Source organism: Exiguobacterium sp. BRG2, from assembly GCF_031844245.1.
In the GTDB taxonomy this organism is placed as follows: domain Bacteria; phylum Bacillota; class Bacilli; order Exiguobacteriales; family Exiguobacteriaceae; genus Exiguobacterium_A.
Genome location: NZ_JAUZUW010000001.1, coordinates 64,678 through 80,996, shown reverse-complemented (window position 1 = coordinate 80,996; position 16,319 = coordinate 64,678). Strand labels below are relative to the sequence as shown.

Below are 16,319 nucleotides of genomic sequence, written 5' to 3'. Positions count from 1 at the left end.
TTACGACGTTCCCCCTTAGATCGTCTCATCCGAATGGTCCACAGATAGCTCGATAAAGAAAAGACCATCCCCGTGGTCAAAATAGACCTATCTCGTAGTCCAGATGTTCGCTCTGGTGTAGAAGTAATCTGAGACTCCCCGGTCTCAGACCATAGAAAAAAGACCTTGGTCCCCGCCAAGGTCTTTTTTCTATAGTCTTGTATTAAATCGTTGCGAGCAACTTCATCTTTTGCCAACGGCTGACGTACGCACGCTTCGTAAAAACGTCGTAATGATTATCCCTTGCCGCATCGAGGATACCACGGTATAAGAAGGCAGCTGCCTTTAAAGCGCGTCTGCTCTCCCGCGGATACCGATCAAACGATGGAATCGCCGCATCATACAGATGCTCTGCTCGAAGTGCAACCTCTTCCCAGAGACCAATGAAGTCTCCTGAAGGGCAACCAGCGAGTAACGACTCCGCTGTGACACCGTATGTCTCCATCCATGAATGGGGCAAATAGATGCGGCCGCGTTTTGCATCTTCTCCGACGTCTCGCAATATATTCGTTAGTTGCATCGCGATTCCAAGATCAATAGCAGATTTACGGAGATCAGGCTGTTGCGGTGCAAGGATTGGCAATAACATTAAACCGACAGTACTCGCTACGTAATAACTGTATTGCTCTGTCTCCTCAAGCGTCTGATAACGATTTTTCTCGATGTCCCAACGCATACCTTCCGCGAGCTCGAGAAAGGGTGTCTCATCCATTTCGTAACGTTCAAATACATCTGCTAACGCAATCCATAACGGTTTATTTAGTACTTCACCATTGCGGAATCGTTTGAATTCATTCAAAAAAGCCATTAAACTTTCTTTTGGTGTATCTGATTCGTCGACGGTATCGTCAAGGAACCGGCAAAATGTATAAATCGCATAAACAGCTTGTCGATCTGCTTTTGGTAAGAGTGAAAAGGCTTTATAGAACGTCTTAGATCCGGACTGAATGACTTCCTCACATTTGATATACGCGTTTTGGATCGCCACTGAATTCATGTTTCCACCCCATCTCTTGTTCCATTCGGTTTACGAGTATCGTTGCGCCCATCATGACGACTGGTACTCCTCCACACGGATGCACCGATGCACCGACGGCATATAGTCGATCGATATCCGAATATGGTTTTGCCTGTGTCTTTAAGGCAGCTGATTGACGAATCGTCGGAGCAATTCCAAAACTGCCACCTTCGTATAGTCCAAATGCCTGTGCATCATTCGGTGTACGAATCTTCATTTCTTGTATCTTTTCCCGAAATCCCGGATGATGATGCTCGATTTTTTCGAGCACGGTCTCGACGAAGTCTACTTTTTCATAATCTTTCACACCATAGCCACGGGGAGAAGGAATTAATGAATAGACGACGCTATCGTCCGTTCCTGTTAAACTACGATCAATCTGACTCGGATGGAACAGATAGACTGCCGGATGTTCAGGTAATCGTCCTTTTTTAAAGATGTTCGTCATGAGTGGTTCCAAGTCATTCGGCATCAAAAATCGATGCACTGGTAAGTCAACTTTCCCTTTCATCTTGAAATACAGCAATAGCGTCCCGCCTGAAGGAGTATATGCTTTAGGTTGTTTACCTTCCACAAGACGTTCCATTAATGGAAACTCTCCATTTAGTACGATTTGATCGAATGCTTCATGTGTTCCACCTTGTAAGACGATTTCCTTCGCCTGTCCTTGGTCAACGACGACTCGTTCAACGGGTGCCTTGAAGACGAATCGGACACCTCGTTCGACTAATGTGTCATACATGCGTTCAGCAAGTGAGAAATAACCGCCTTTTACATACCAGACACCTTCTGCTTGTTCCCGGTATGGAATCAAACCATAGATGGATGGTGTCGTATACGGATTTCCTCCGATATAAAATGTTGGGAAACTGTATGCCATGCGCAAATATTTACTCTTGAAGTATCGCTTCAAATGATCATGCGCTGTCTCTAAAGCGTGCATCTGTAATAATGGACGCATCATTTCTGGATGCAACAGCTCCGTTTTCCGACGATAACCACGTTCTAAAAATTTCGATACACTCGTCTTATAATCCTTTTCTTTTTGATGCATGAATTCATAAAATCCACGACCTTCGCCGAATTGGCGTTCGATCGCAATGGCTTGGTCCACGACATCAGATACTTTCGTAACGACGGTCCCGTCGTCGAAGTGAAGGTCATACAATGGATCCACCCGTTCGAGTTTTACTCCCGTCACGCCTGCTTCTGCCAACTGCTCTTTCAACTTACCTGGCATCAGGACGATTGTCGGACCTTCATCGATGCGTCCACCGGATTCAAAATCGACGGATCGTAATCGACCACCGACATGCGCTTCTTTTTCAAAAATCGTAATCTCGACTCCCGGATGTCTTGCTGTCAGCAAAAGTGCTGCATGCAGTGTTCCGACGCCTGCTCCTACGAATCCTATTTTCATATCCGCACCCCTTCTTTTTTGAGCACGAGTTCTGCCGTAATACGCGCAGATTCGAAGATTGTTGGTAAGCCGCTCCCTGGGTGTGTGCCTCCCCCTACAAGATACAAGTGATCCAGCTCTTCAAACTGGTTATGCGGTCGGAAATACATCATCTGTGTCAACTGATGCCCAAGGTTAAACGTCGCTCCTTGATGGATCCCCATCGCTTCCCAATCGTCCGGCGTGAACATCTCTTCGACTTCAATTGCCGCTTCAATCCCTTGATACGGTGAACGCGTTTCAAGCGTATCCAGAACACGTCGACGTAATTTTGGTCCTTCGATCGACCAATCGAGTTCCGAGTAATTGTTCGGAACCGGAACTAGCACATACATGGCGGACTTTCCTTCAGGTGCTAGTGTCGGATCAAGAACGGATGGATTTTGAACATAAAATGAAAAATCATCGGATAATTCTAAAGTCTGCGTCATCTCGCGAACGTTTTTCTCGTAGTCTTCCGCAAAATAAATCGTGTGATGTGGCGCATCGAATGTCCGATTGACGCCAAGATACAACATAAACGTCGAACACGAGAATTTTTTGCGATCAATTTTTGGTCGGGACCATTTTTTCAGTACTCCTTCCGGTACAAGGTGATTCATTGCATGTGCGAAATCAGCACCGACGATGACTTCATCAAATAACTCATGCTGACCTGACTCAAGGATGACCCCTTCGACGACTTTGCCGTTTAAGATCAATTGCTTGATGCCTGTACCTAACTGAACCGTTCCACCGAGTTCTTCGAGGGCACGTTGCATCGCAAGTGGCACCTGATGCATCCCACCAATCGGATGATGGACACCGTATGCATGTTCCATGTAAGACAAGATGGAGAAACCTCCTGGGCATTCCCAAGCCGACATCCCTAAGTACTTCGCTTGGAACGTAAAGGCATACTTCAGTTCTTCGCTCGTGAAATAGTCGGACAAGACATCATAAAGTGATCGCCCGAGTGAGAGACGCGGAAGTGCTGTTAAGACACGCGGTGACAAGTAGTCCGTTAATCGGTCATGACGTGTCTGTAGAATCGGCATCAACTTACCGAGCTTTAACGCTTGCTCTGCCATGAATCGATCGTACCCTTCCCCATTTCCCGGAAAGTGACGCTCGATCGTCTCTTTCATCCGGTCCCGATCCGTCGTCATCGTAAACTGTTCTGTTCCACCTTTGAAATAGAGTGTATACATCGGATCAAGTGCCTTTAGATCTAAATAATCTTCTAACCGTAGACCAGCTTCGTGAAAGACGTTTTCTAAAATATGCGGCATATTAAGAAAAGTCGGTCCTCGATCAAATGTGTATTCACCTAGCTTGACGGCAGAAGTTCGTCCACCGACTTGCGTCTGTTTTTCATAAACGGTGACGTCTACTCCTTTTCCTGCTAATAACAAGGCACATGCAAGTCCCCCTGGTCCGGCTCCTATCACTGCTACGCGTCGCTTCACCCAAATCTCTCCTTTTTATCTCTCATCGTTTCAACTATTATACTAAGCACATAGTAAGAGCGACAAATTTGAACTGTCTTCCAACTGTAAAAACGCCAGACTTCGCTTAGGAAGTGGCGTTTGCAGTCACGATATACCAAGCACCTTCTTTTAAGAATGGTGTGATCGAAATATTTCCAAACCCAGCTTTCGATAAATCTTCTTTCAATTCTTCCTGACTTGGTAATGGATACAAATTCTCATGCAACGTCATAAAGGCATTGAATGCTGCTGAGAACGGTGCACCATGTGAACTGTCACGAAGTGGAGTGACGAGAATGACTGTTCCATCATCTTTGACGAAACGGCGTACCCCTTTTAGTAAAGCAAGACGTTCCGGTTGTGGGAAGTAATACAAAATATTATTCATCATGACACCATCATACGTTTCTTTTACGTCAAACGTTTTGATGTCTCCGACGACGAAGTCAATCTCTCCACTCGTATCTCGTCGTCTCGCTTCGGCGATGACCGACTCTTCGATATCGATTCCAGCGAGCCGCAATTCAGGTAACGCTTCATGAATTTTGCGAAGATAACCGCCATAGGCACAGCCGATATCAAGCAGTGATGTCAGATTGCGACTCCGAATGATATGACGTACAGCTGAGAAAGCAACGGTCTCGACAAGTGCCGACGTTTCGGCAACGATGTCGCCATGTTCTTCTCCATTAAAGACTTTCTGTTGCCCCTCTTCTAGGAATTGTGGATAAGAGAACAAGGCGGGTAAATGTAGCTCCATCATCTCAGATAACATAAAACCGATACTACGATCGTCTGATTGAGAAAGTTCTGGCAATACATGACGCGTCGCCGTGTAACGTAAATCTTTTTTCTTTAAATGACCGACAGCTACGCCAACCTCAAACCAGCGGGATAACGCTTCCTGTGTCAGCGGACGTCGCATCCGTAGTTGCGCTTCCGCCTGCGTCGCTCCCGATTGAAGAGCATCGAATAATCCATATTTATAACCGATGTATCCATGCCAGAGTGGTAACACCGGTTCTGCGCGTTTCATCCATTTCCGTGCCCGGAAGACCTTCGTCCATTCCTTCAACTGTGCCACAAGCGTTCCCCTCTCTACTGTGTAATACATCCCTTTTCCCAAATAACAACCACTTGTAAACAAAAATTACTAGCAGACACGACAAAAAGAGTCCTTTCAACCCAAAAGGTCGAAAAGGACTCTTTGATTTCGCATGAAATTAGAAAAACTTCATACCGTATGGAAGAGAATAACCAAGGAATATTGTCACAAGGACAAGCACGATGAATCCGATGACGAAACCGGAATAGGCTTTTCCTTTTTTGACACGAACGAGTGTCAATTCTCCGAAGATGAGCGTCAAAAGACCTGCTGTGATCTTCGCATGGTAGAGAGGATCTGGATTTTCAGACACCCCCATGATTTTAATGTACAGGTAAAGACCTGTCGCGAACGTCAATAAAAGCAGAAGACGGAACGCCATATGAATGCCTTTTGCGGCTTTCTTATTGTTCTTGTACATCGAAAACGCGACGAAGAACGTAACCAATAAAAGTACCCAAAGTAAGACGTGTGTGTGAACGAATGCTGTGATTGGCATTTCATTTCCTCCTTTCTTTTCCTATTTCATCGTATCTGATTTCCGTACGAACACCTAGTGTTATTTTGTTGCTATATGATTTTTTCAGGAGATTGTCACATGTGTGGACTGAACGAGTGGGAATTTGACAGTGAAAAGACTCCCTTCCCTTACGACCGATTCCACATGAATTTCTCCCCCATGACCGGTGACGATTTCTTTACAGATGGCTAGACCAAGGCCCGTACCACCAATTTTCCGACTATCCGAGTTATCGACGCGGTAAAACTTTTCGAATAGACGACTGAGTGATTGTTTCGGAATCCCGATTCCCTCATCCCGAACTTGAAGAATGACTTGATCACGTGATGTCGTGAGTACGACATCAATCGCACCACCAGATGGTGAGTATTTCACCGCATTATTCAATAAATTATTGAGTAACTGTCTGATTTTTTCTTCATCTGCTTCAATGACAGGCAACTGATTTCCTTCGTGACGGAACGTAATCCGGTGGGCTTGTGTCGAAGCCGCATAAAAGTGTGTCGTTTCTTCAGCAATCGCATGAATGTTCACAGATGTCTTTTTGTACGATTGTGTACCTGACTCCATGCGCTGGACGTCTAAGAAATCGTTGACGAGATTCGCAAGACGTTCCGTTTCGGAATGGATCGTCCGTAAGTATCGATCTTGGCGCGATTCTTCAATATCTCGATTGAGCATGAGCTCTGTAAAACCATAAATCGAAGAAAGCGGTGTTCGAAGTTCATGAGATACAGTCGAAACGAGTTCTGATTTCAAACGATCCATTTCGGTTTCTTTCGTCACATCCCGCATGACAAGCATCGTTCCTTTATGCACCTGATGAATGTGAATCACCTCGACATAAAATTGAATGAATACCGTTTCGTTTCTAATCGAGAACTGTAGACTCTCTGTCGGTAACTCTCCACGAAGAACTGAATCAACATATCGACTGAAGTTTTCCGGTTCATCGACGACGGATTGAATGACTTCTAAGCATGTTTGAAGTGTTTCTTGTTCCGCCTGGACACCATATCGTAATTCCGGGAATAGATCGTACAGCGGTCGATTGACGAAAACCTCTTCTTTCCCTGGCTCAAGATAGATGACCGCTTCACGAATCGAATCGAGAATCCGTTCCGTTTTCGTTTTTTCTCTCGTCATCTCGTCAAACAAACGCATCCGGAGAAGGGATAACGACAATTGACGAGAGAAGGACATGACATCCCGCATCTGTTCATTCGTAAACTGATCGCGGTAACGGACCAGATAGATATACGCGATGATATCATCTGCGGTTGGATCGAGAATCGGCACAGCCGTTTCATACATATAGTACGGGTACGGTAACGGATGATTGCTCGCGACTTGTTTAGAAGAGTGAACTGGTGTCTTGAGTGATTCTGCTCGTTTTAACAGTGACGCATCGTTTTGAAGTAACCGCTCTGCCAGTTCATCCGTCATACCATAGGTGACGACGGAATAACTCTCTTCCTCATCGACGAATACTAATGCACCAATTTCAGAATCCGTGATCGTGACGAGCTTCTCGATGATTTCCGGATAAGCGGTCAACGATTCACGTGCCGCGAGCGTCTCTGTCAGATCATTCCGGTACTGAAGGTGTTGTTCATTGCGCATCGTCAGTTCCAATGCTTCTTCAAGTTCCTGTTGTTGTGCTTGCAATTCTTCTTGCTGCGCTTGTAATTCTTCCTGCTGGGCTTGCAACTCTTCATTTTTTGCCAATAGATGCTGTTTATTCTCAGAAATCGAACTTGCCATCTGATTAAACGATAGTGCTAAAATACCAATCTCATCTTTACGATTCGGTACTTTGACGCTTAAAACATCTTCACCATTCGCAAGCCGTTGACTGTTCTTAACGAGAGACAGTAATTCAATCGTGATGCGACGAATGAATGGATAGATGAAGAAGATCAAAACAGCGATCAAAACGACGATATTCGCTAACCAAATCAGTTGCGTCGTTCGGATTTCCTGCTCCAATTGATCACTTGTCCGTTGTGCCCAATCTTCCAAAAATTCACGATAACCGCCGAGTGCCAGTTCACTTTTATTAATCTCTGATAATACATCGATGTTTCCTTGACTATCTAACTGAATCTTTCCTTCAGTTATCAACTTCTGACCGAGTGGCAATTCAGCTAGCGTCGTTCCTTTCAAGAAGGATTCTGTAATATCTCCTGACTCTTTCGTTTTGACATAGGATTGAACAAGCGGCAAGATTGCATCGAAATAGTATTGATATAGTTCTCTCGAGGACTGGGCGAATGCCTTTCCTTGATCGTAGATTGCATTTTTTTCGAACCAATCCGTTTGCTGAGCAATCTTATCTTGTTGAGCCATGACTTGGGTATACAATTCTTCATTTCCCATCAAGGCATAGCCACGCATGTTGAATTGAACATCCTGCCATTCTTCCCATAGAGCCCCTGCGCGTGCACTACGATCTCGGATGTCTTCTAATTTCGCCCGTGTCGCTTGCAATTTCGTGTCCGTGTAGTTGTAGACGATCAATGATGAAATCATCAATGTAGCTAATACGACATAAAAGGATGCCATAAGTTGGCGTCCGATTTTTCGATTAATCCACTTGGTGATCACTCAATATTCCTCCTACTACATCAATCAACTCAAGAGGACTAAAGGGTTTCGAAAAGAAGTAGTTTGCACCGATTTCTTCCGCGCGCTCTCGATCAGATTGTTGACTTTTAGCGGTCAACATCATAATTTTCAAGTGTTGCTTATCTGGATGTTGTCGAACTTTTTCGATGACTTCGATTCCTGTCATCCCAGGCATCATGTAATCCAACAGAACGAGGTCATATTCCGTGTTCATGATTTTTTGATATGCTTCGTCTCCGTCCGTCGCTTCATCAATCGTATATCCTTCATCTTCTAGTGTATCAAGTACCAACATACGTAAGACATCTTCATCTTCTGCTAATAAAATACGTGCCATCTATTAAAACCCCCCAAAATTATCCATCGTTAAAGTGACATATCTTCTTTATTTTACACAGTTTTTTCACAATAAGAAACGGAAATCACTCCATACCTTGATTTTATTCCTTTATTCCTCATCCCTCTTTTGACCTATACTAAAACCTCCCTCGCCTCTACCTGAAGTAGGAGGACAAGAGAGGTCTCAGTCGTAAAATTAAACTAAATCAATCGTTTCTCCTAAAGCAAAAGCATAAATGACTTTCCGCGAGATTCGAATATGAAGAATAGCTTCTAATGCTTCTTGGTATAGATTCAATTGAGTCGCATACCGTTCACGTAAAACATCAGCAGGTGTCTGTCCGACTTCCGTCGTAACGATTTGATCCGATTTATAGTCGAGTAAGATATATGACTCCCCATCCTGAATCAAGCAGTCGACGATTCCCTGCATGACTGCGTCATCCACTGGACCCGTCCAGTCTTTCCGAAAACGTGATGCTCCGATTTTATACGTAAACGGTAACTCTCGATAGACGTGGTTTGTCCGTAGTCGTTCGCTGAACAATTGTCCGATCTCGGAGTCTAGGAACTCTTGCAACTGTGGTGTTGCTTCCCGCATCGTCGTTGCTTCGATAGGTGTGATTCGTTCCATTGTTTCCCATTGATTGATCTGTTCTGAAATCGCTGCATCCGGTTTGTATAATTGCATCGCTAGGTGTAGGACCGTTCCTCGTTCCGCTCCACTAAGTACAGGTCCAAGGAATTGTGGCGTTCGGTAATACGTCGTCTGGCGATACGTCGTTTCAAATGCTGCGCGTTCAAACTGTTCCGCGCGCTTCAGTTCCGTGACGGTCTGTTTCGCTGCCGTTTCTGTCGCGAGTAGATGCGGATACTGATACGAAAATGCCGCTTCAACGATTTCTTTGACGTGCGTATTGACGGGCACATCAATTTTTTCAAGCTTTTGGACGTGTTCGAGTTGCTCCACGAGTGTTGAGATTTCTTGATACGGTGCTAACTCCTCTAAAGACATCACGCGAATCGACCAGTTCGTCTCATCCGGACGTAGTAAACTACTGCGTAAGACTGCCGGAACGACCCATTCCGCATAACTCTTCGCTTGGCGCCGGTCATTTTCAGGTAGTAAGACTTCATCGAGTGGCGTCATCTGCCAGGCCACCATTTGATCTTCTAAATCCTTGACTGTCCCGACGAGAATCAACTTTTCCTTCGCTCGAGTCATCGCAACATACAAGACGCGCATCTCTTCTGCCTTCATCTCGCGATCCATTTCCCGACGGATGACTTCCTTCAATAGCGTTCCAGATCGCAAACGACGAATCGGATCAATGGCGTCTAGAGCAATGCCATACGTCTTATGCAACTGGATGGCCTGCATTTGATCCTGTTTGTTGAATTGTTTCGTCAATTGGCTGATAATCGTCACGGGGAACTCGAGTCCTTTTGATTGGTGGATCGTCATGATTCGAACGACGTCCTCGTCTTCTCCAAGCGAACGGGCTTCTGCGAAGTCTTCTCCTCGTTCGATCAACCGATTGATCAGGCGTAGAAAACGATATAGCCCTCGATAACCGGACGTCTCGTATTGCTTTGCCCGCTCATATAAGGCATTTAAGTTAGCTTGACGACTTCTGCCTCCAGCGAGACAGCCGACATACTCAAAATAGCCAGTCTGATCAAACAATGATCGAATGAAGGCAGGAAGCGCACTCCCACGTGCTTCGGTTCGCCATGCTTGAATCTGACGGATGATCTCGTCTATTCGAATACCAAGTGCTGATTCCTCTGTCGCCATCGCGAGTGCCGCCTCATAAAAGCTTCCTTCTTTTTGTTTTGCTCGAATCCGCCCTAGATCACGATCCGCCACACCGAAAATCGGCGATCGTAACAGACTGGCGAACGGGATATCTTGAAGTGGATTATCGATTGTCTTGAGTAACGCCATCATGATTTGAATTTCCGTCGCTTGGAAATATCCGCCCGTCGTATCTGCATAGACCGGAATCTCATACTGTTCGAGTACTTCAACGAGTGCCTGAACACGCTTGCCGCGCGAACGGGCCAAGACGACGATGTCACGGTATTCGCATGTCCGGAATCGGTTCGATTTCGCATCGTAAATCAGATGTGGATGTTTAGAGTCGACGAGTTCTAGAATTCGTGTTGCAATCGCTCGTGCTTCAACTTCTTCTTTTTCACTATCAAGCGGATCAATCAAGAGTAATTCAGGGTCGACTTGCTCTGATTCTAAATAACTTAAATTACCGAGTCGAAGGTGCGCCGCTTCATCGTAATCAATTTCTCCGACTGTCTCATCCATGACTTGGCGGAAGATTTGATTCGTTCCATCCAACACCTCGAGGCGACTGCGGAAGTTCTTTGTTAGATCGATGCGTGTTCCGACGTCGGTCTGATGGAATCGTTTGAATTTCTCCAGGAACAATCCTGGTTCTGCATGTCGAAATTTGTAAATGGACTGTTTGACATCACCGACCATGAATAGATTCCCTGTAGCCTCGTCCGTTTTCGAAACCAGTTGAATGATGCGTTCCTGGACTTCATTCGTATCTTGGTATTCGTCGACCAGTACCTCAACGAAGCGTTCCTTTAGAAGTTTTGCCACATCCGACGGTTGTCCCTCTTCCGTCAAGATCTCTAATGCAAAATGTTCAAGATCCGAAAAATCAACGATTCCACGTTGTTGTTTCGCTTCGAGATAATCGCTTGCGAATTGACGCACGAGTGTAACAATCGTTTCTACATGTCGGAGCTGTGATCGTAAATCTTCCAAGTAATCAACACCTGTTTTTTGGACAAACAGTTCTTTCATTTTCTTGAATTCTGCAACGAGTCGTGTCCGCTCTGTCTGGAACGGTTTGATGCCTTCATCCCCGCGCGGACTTTTCCAACGACCGAATTCTACTGCTTGAAACGCAAGAGCAACCATCGACCATTGCCGTACTGACGTTTCAAGTACTCCAAAAGGAGCGATATCCTGTCGCATCATCTGTCCCATTTCCGTATATCCGGACTGTTCCAATTCAAAAGCAAGTTCTCGATAACGTCCTAATAGATTCGACAACGTCTCCCATTCCAGTTCGACCAATCGTTGCATGAGCGGAGACTCATCCGGATCGATTGGTTGATCGTACTGATTGATTAAATGCGCATAAAACGCTTCCGGATCAGGTAAAGATCGAGAAAAACGGTAGAGATTTGAAATCAGCGAAAGCATCGCTTGATCGTCCCGGTCTGATGTATAACTATCGATCAAATCATAGAATCCCGGATCCTCAGAGGCATAGAACGACTCAAAGACCGCTTCTAAGACATCATCTTGCAGTAATAACAGTTCAGATTCGTCAGCAATCCGAAACGCCGGATCCAAACCGATCCGGTAATAATTCTCGCGTAGAATCGATAGACAGAATGAATGGATCGTCGTAATTTGTGCCCGGTTCATTAATTGACGTTGCTTTTTTAGATACAGATCATCCGGTGCCTCTTTGATACGTTGATCCATGACCTCAATGACTCGCGTTTTCATCTCACGCGCTGCTGCATTCGTAAAGGTAGCAACAAGAATCCGATCCGCCGACAACTCATCTTTGGGATCGATCAATCGTTGCGTCAGCCGTTCGACGAGGACAGCTGTTTTCCCTGATCCAGCAGCTGCTGAGACTAAGATATGTCCTCCTCTTGCTGAAATGGCTTGTTGTTGTTCTTCCGTCCAACGCACGCTCATTCTTCATCCTCCTTCAATCGTTCCAGTACCTCTTTTTCAGACATCGGTTTTAATGGACGATATTGATTTCCGAGTGATTCATCGAATTGACAGACTGAACGATATTCGCAGAAACTACACGGTGTCCGTTCCTGATAATCGAATGGATTGATTGCAATATCCCCATCATAGATATCTTGACTACTGTCTTTTAATGCCTCCCACGCATGATCCATCAGTGCCGATAAATCTGCCTCTTGTACAACACCCTTCGTCTGTGATTTATGCAGTCCATTTTTCGTGAAGGTCACTTTGACGAGTGGGGATTTTTTTCGTTCATCGTATGCAATATGATCCATCGCTCGCAGTACCTCATCATTCTCGAGAATGACGCCTTGCATCTGATAGGACTCGAGTAATAGTCGATTACGTTCTACTTCATCAGCAGATAAATCGCCTCGTAACATCGGATTCTTAACATGGAAATACAGCGCACCAGCAGGTTTTGCCTGCTGTTGATACAGCAACTCTGACTGTTCCACGACTGTTTTCAAATACAGCAACATCTGTATGGCGAGTCCGTAATAGATTTCTGCAAAATCCAGTCCTCGTGCACTCGACTTATAATCTATGATGCGGACGTATAACTGGTCACCGATCATCGCCTGATCAATACGGTCAATGCGTCCTGTGAATTCAATTTCCGTTCCGTCTGGTAGCGTAAAGCGTAAAGGTGGAAACGTCGCATTCCCAAAACTGATTTCAAATAGATCTGGTTCAAAATCCGTTCGCTTCGCCTGCTCGACGAGCATCTTAGCGGTCTGTTCGACGACATCCGTCAACTTTTTCTTGATATAACCAAATCGACTTGAGCTCATCAAAATTGCATTCTGGATTTCTGGTGTCACCTTTTCAACAGCTTCCTTCGCAAGTGTTCCACATGTCTCACTATCGAGCTCGCGCCAGTGCCGTCCGGAAGCTTTGATACTGAGCGACAAATCATTTAATGCGCCGTGGAACAGATTTCCGATGTCCGGCGCTTCGAATTTATAGAGCTTTCGCTCGCGTAAACGAAGTCCATACCGAGCAAAATGTTTATACGAGCAAGCATTATACGTTTCAAAACGCGAAACGCTCGCTTGCAGAGACTCGCCATATAAGCGATGCGCCAACCCTTCCGGTAACGCTTCCGCTTGATTTTGATAGAACAAGGCACTTGAGAATAGACCCATTCGTTCGCGCCCTTGTCCGTTTTCAAGAAGTGAATTATATACTTGAAACCAAATTGGCTGAATCGGATAACGTCGTTGTAAACGGCGGAGTTCAATCGCCGTCGCTGCTGCCGCGCGATCGGGACTCGTCACGAAATCGAGTTGTTCTTGCGGTGCATGTTCGCCAGCCTCCGCAAACTGTGTTTTGATCGGACGATCAAGCAACAGTTGCCGCTTCAATTGTTTCGTGATTGCCGCCGGTTGCAACGCCTTTCCTTCTTCATCGACAAGCGCATAACTGACATATAATGCTTCACTTGGAGCCATCATCCCTTGATACAGATAAAATAGTTCATCATCAAACACATCAAGGGACGCTTTTCCAACCGGAATACCATGTTCATGTAAAAAGTCATGATCATTTTCGGACAGTAACTTCGATTGATCTTGGACGAACGGAATCAGACCATCATTCGCTCCTAGTAAAAAGACGACTTTCACTCGTTGTAATCGTCCACGCACATAATCCGTCGCAATGACTTGATCCAGCGATGGGGGGACAAGTGCAAAACGCAGACTCTCAAGTCCTGTCTCGACCATTTGGACGAACAAGTCCGTCGATAAAGTATGCTCAGGTGCAGCAGCTTCTAGCTGTTCGAATAGGTGAAGAATCGCTTCATACACTTGATCATGTTCCCGAGCAGCAAGTAACTGATCTTGCTCTAATGCTTGCTTGCGCCATTCCATTAAATGTTCTGCAATTTTTTGTTCTTCGAGGAATTGATAAAGACCTTTCGTATACGCGCTCATCGTCTTTGCCTGCTTTAACCGACGGTGTAACGGTTCAATCAAGTCGACGACGAACGTACGGAGATGATTCAATTCCTCTTCTTGCGCGATTTCCTCTTCCGTTAAGCGAACTTCCTCTGCTAAGCGTCGCTTTAATTGCCACGGTTGTTGCCACATTGACCCTTTGATGCCGCGTTCGAGCACGAACGTCTCGAAACGATCGAGCGCTAGACGCGCATCTTCTGCCGGAATCGGTAAGAGCTCCGTCTTCAGTAAACGAAAGACCGTTTCTTCCCGATAACCTGATGTCACGATGTCTAAAGCAGATTGAATCAAGTCAACGAGCGGATGATGGATCATCGACTCACGTTGATCCAAGAAATACGGAACATCATACATGCGGAAGGCTCGTTCCAAGTGATCCGCATACGGCTCTAGATGTCGCACGACGAATGCCATCTCATGAAATCGATACCCTTTTTGGCGAACGAGTTGAATCGCTTTCCGCACGGCTGATTCTGCTTCAACTTGCCGGTTGACTGCAGCTGTCATCTGAAAGCCGTCAATATCATGATCGACAGGAGGATATCCCGGCTTCAACAAGGCCTGCTCCAAATGTCGTAGCCCTTCTGATTGAAACTTGATTGGTTGATCATACAAGATTTCTTCGTATGGAATCGACAGCTCCTGCATTTGCCCGATCAATTGCATGTAGCAACGCTGGGACACACCAAAAGACGTTTGTTTTGCATAAGGATCCGCCGCGTCCATTGTAAAACTAATATGCATTTCAGCCACTTGTTGCATCAAGGCAAGCAGTACTTGTTGTTCCTGAAGCGAAAACTCATAAAATCCGTCGACGATGATCGTCGCTTGATCCAGTCGCGCTTTTGGAAGCAACTCAAGTAACGTCGTATAATAATCATCCGCATGGAGTGCCTTATCGACGATTCGTTCCGCAAAGCGCTCATAAATCAACGCAAGGTCGTTCAATTTTGGTGACCGTTCGAGAGACCGATCACTCACTTGACGCAACATATCCGGCTCGATCAATGAGCGTTTAAACGACGCGATGAGTTCATCAAGTCCTTGGAAAAATCCTGGCATATTTTTCGTACGCTTAAAAATCTTTAACTCGTCTTCTGATTCCTCGACGACCTGTCGGAGTAATAATTGTGTTCCTGTCTCATCGAGAAATGGAATTGCTTGATTTCCGTAATCGCGTAAAATATGAAACGCAAAGCGCCGTAAACTCATGACTTCGAGACGAACAAGACCTGCTATCCGTTCATCTGTCGCAATCCGACGCTCCATTTCAAATGACATCTGATCCGGAACGATGAAATACATCTTCTCGCCTAGTGGTCGTTGCTCGAGTTCTTGTACGACGCGCTCAATCAATTGTGTCGTTTTCCCACTACCAGCACGACCAATGTGCATCTGGTTCATCAAGAAAACCTCCTCTACCTTTTTATGTATCATTATTATCGCACAAATAAGAACAAATGTACTGTTTTCGACGCATGTCTTTTCGATATGGATTTGCTATAATCAGAACACATCCTAATGTAAGGCAGGTGATGATTTTTGTCGCTCTATGAAATGCTTGGAGGCGAGCAAGTACTCACCTCTTTGATTCATTCGTTCTATCATCAAGTCTACCATGATTCCTTATTGCGTCCGTTATTCCCTGATGATCGACACCGTGTCGAACAGGCACAATTCGCCTTCTTGACCCAAATGACAGGAGGTCCACGCGATCCGAATCAACCGCCGACGAGTTTAGCGATGATTCACCGGCTATTGCCGATTCAAAAAGAGCATGCCATCCGTTGGTTGGAACTGATGGAAATAGCTTCTCTTGATACGATTCCAAATGAAGAAGCGCGACTCCAACTCCTCGAGCGATTACGGATTGGCGCAACGAATGTCTTACGTGTTTGCGAAGCACACCAGATGGACTGAGGGATTTTTCTTTCTCATCTGTCCATTTCCATGTAAAATAATAAATGGAG

General features: G+C 45.4%; 10 protein-coding genes. 1 reads left to right on the top strand and 9 read right to left on the bottom strand.

Translation table 11 applies throughout. The features are described 5' to 3' along the window. Window positions 1-202 precede the first annotated feature (202 nt). The 9 genes from Q9R23_RS00445 to addB form a co-directional block, all read right to left on the bottom strand. Entirely contained in the window at window positions 203-1,036 is an 834-nt protein-coding gene (locus Q9R23_RS00445; protein ID WP_311246241.1) for a phytoene/squalene synthase family protein, read from the bottom strand. Beyond that, on the bottom strand, window positions 996-2,477 hold the full coding sequence (locus Q9R23_RS00440; RefSeq protein WP_214856720.1) for a phytoene desaturase family protein: 1,482 nt from the start codon (window positions 2,475-2,477) through the stop codon (window positions 996-998). The genes Q9R23_RS00445 and Q9R23_RS00440 overlap by 41 nt, the downstream gene beginning before the upstream one ends. Beyond that, window positions 2,474-3,964, bottom strand: a complete 1,491-nt coding sequence (locus Q9R23_RS00435; RefSeq protein ID WP_214856722.1) for a phytoene desaturase family protein — start codon at window positions 3,962-3,964, stop codon at window positions 2,474-2,476. The genes Q9R23_RS00440 and Q9R23_RS00435 overlap by 4 nt, the downstream gene beginning before the upstream one ends. Window positions 3,965-4,070: 106 nt before the next feature. After that, entirely contained in the window at window positions 4,071-5,069 is a 999-nt protein-coding gene (locus Q9R23_RS00430; protein WP_214856723.1) for a class I SAM-dependent methyltransferase, read from the bottom strand. A 139-nt stretch (window positions 5,070-5,208) separates the two neighbouring features. Beyond that, window positions 5,209-5,589, bottom strand: coding sequence for a DUF1516 family protein (locus Q9R23_RS00425; RefSeq protein WP_214856724.1), 381 nt, complete (start codon window positions 5,587-5,589; stop codon window positions 5,209-5,211). 84 nt (window positions 5,590-5,673) lie between these two features. Next, window positions 5,674-8,217: a sensor histidine kinase gene (locus Q9R23_RS00420; RefSeq protein WP_214856725.1), complete on the bottom strand. Its 2,544-nt coding sequence runs from the start codon at window positions 8,215-8,217 to the stop codon at window positions 5,674-5,676. Beyond that, window positions 8,198-8,575, bottom strand: a complete 378-nt coding sequence (locus Q9R23_RS00415; protein ID WP_035409361.1) for a response regulator — start codon at window positions 8,573-8,575, stop codon at window positions 8,198-8,200. Before Q9R23_RS00415 ends, Q9R23_RS00420 begins: the two co-directional genes overlap by 20 nt. Before the next feature lie 198 nt (window positions 8,576-8,773). Then, window positions 8,774-12,325, bottom strand: coding sequence for a helicase-exonuclease AddAB subunit AddA (gene addA, locus Q9R23_RS00410; protein ID WP_311246240.1), 3,552 nt, complete (start codon window positions 12,323-12,325; stop codon window positions 8,774-8,776). Beyond that, window positions 12,322-15,753, bottom strand: a complete 3,432-nt coding sequence (gene addB, locus Q9R23_RS00405; protein WP_311246239.1) for a helicase-exonuclease AddAB subunit AddB — start codon at window positions 15,751-15,753, stop codon at window positions 12,322-12,324. The genes addA and addB overlap by 4 nt, the downstream gene beginning before the upstream one ends. 138 nt (window positions 15,754-15,891) lie before the next feature. On the opposite strand from addB, the gene Q9R23_RS00400 reads away from it, so the two are divergent. Then, window positions 15,892-16,269 carry a truncated hemoglobin gene (locus Q9R23_RS00400; protein WP_231496881.1) on the top strand — a complete coding sequence of 126 codons (378 nt, stop codon included), beginning with the start codon at window positions 15,892-15,894 and terminating at the stop codon, window positions 16,267-16,269. The last annotated feature ends 50 nt before the right edge of the window (window positions 16,270-16,319 follow it).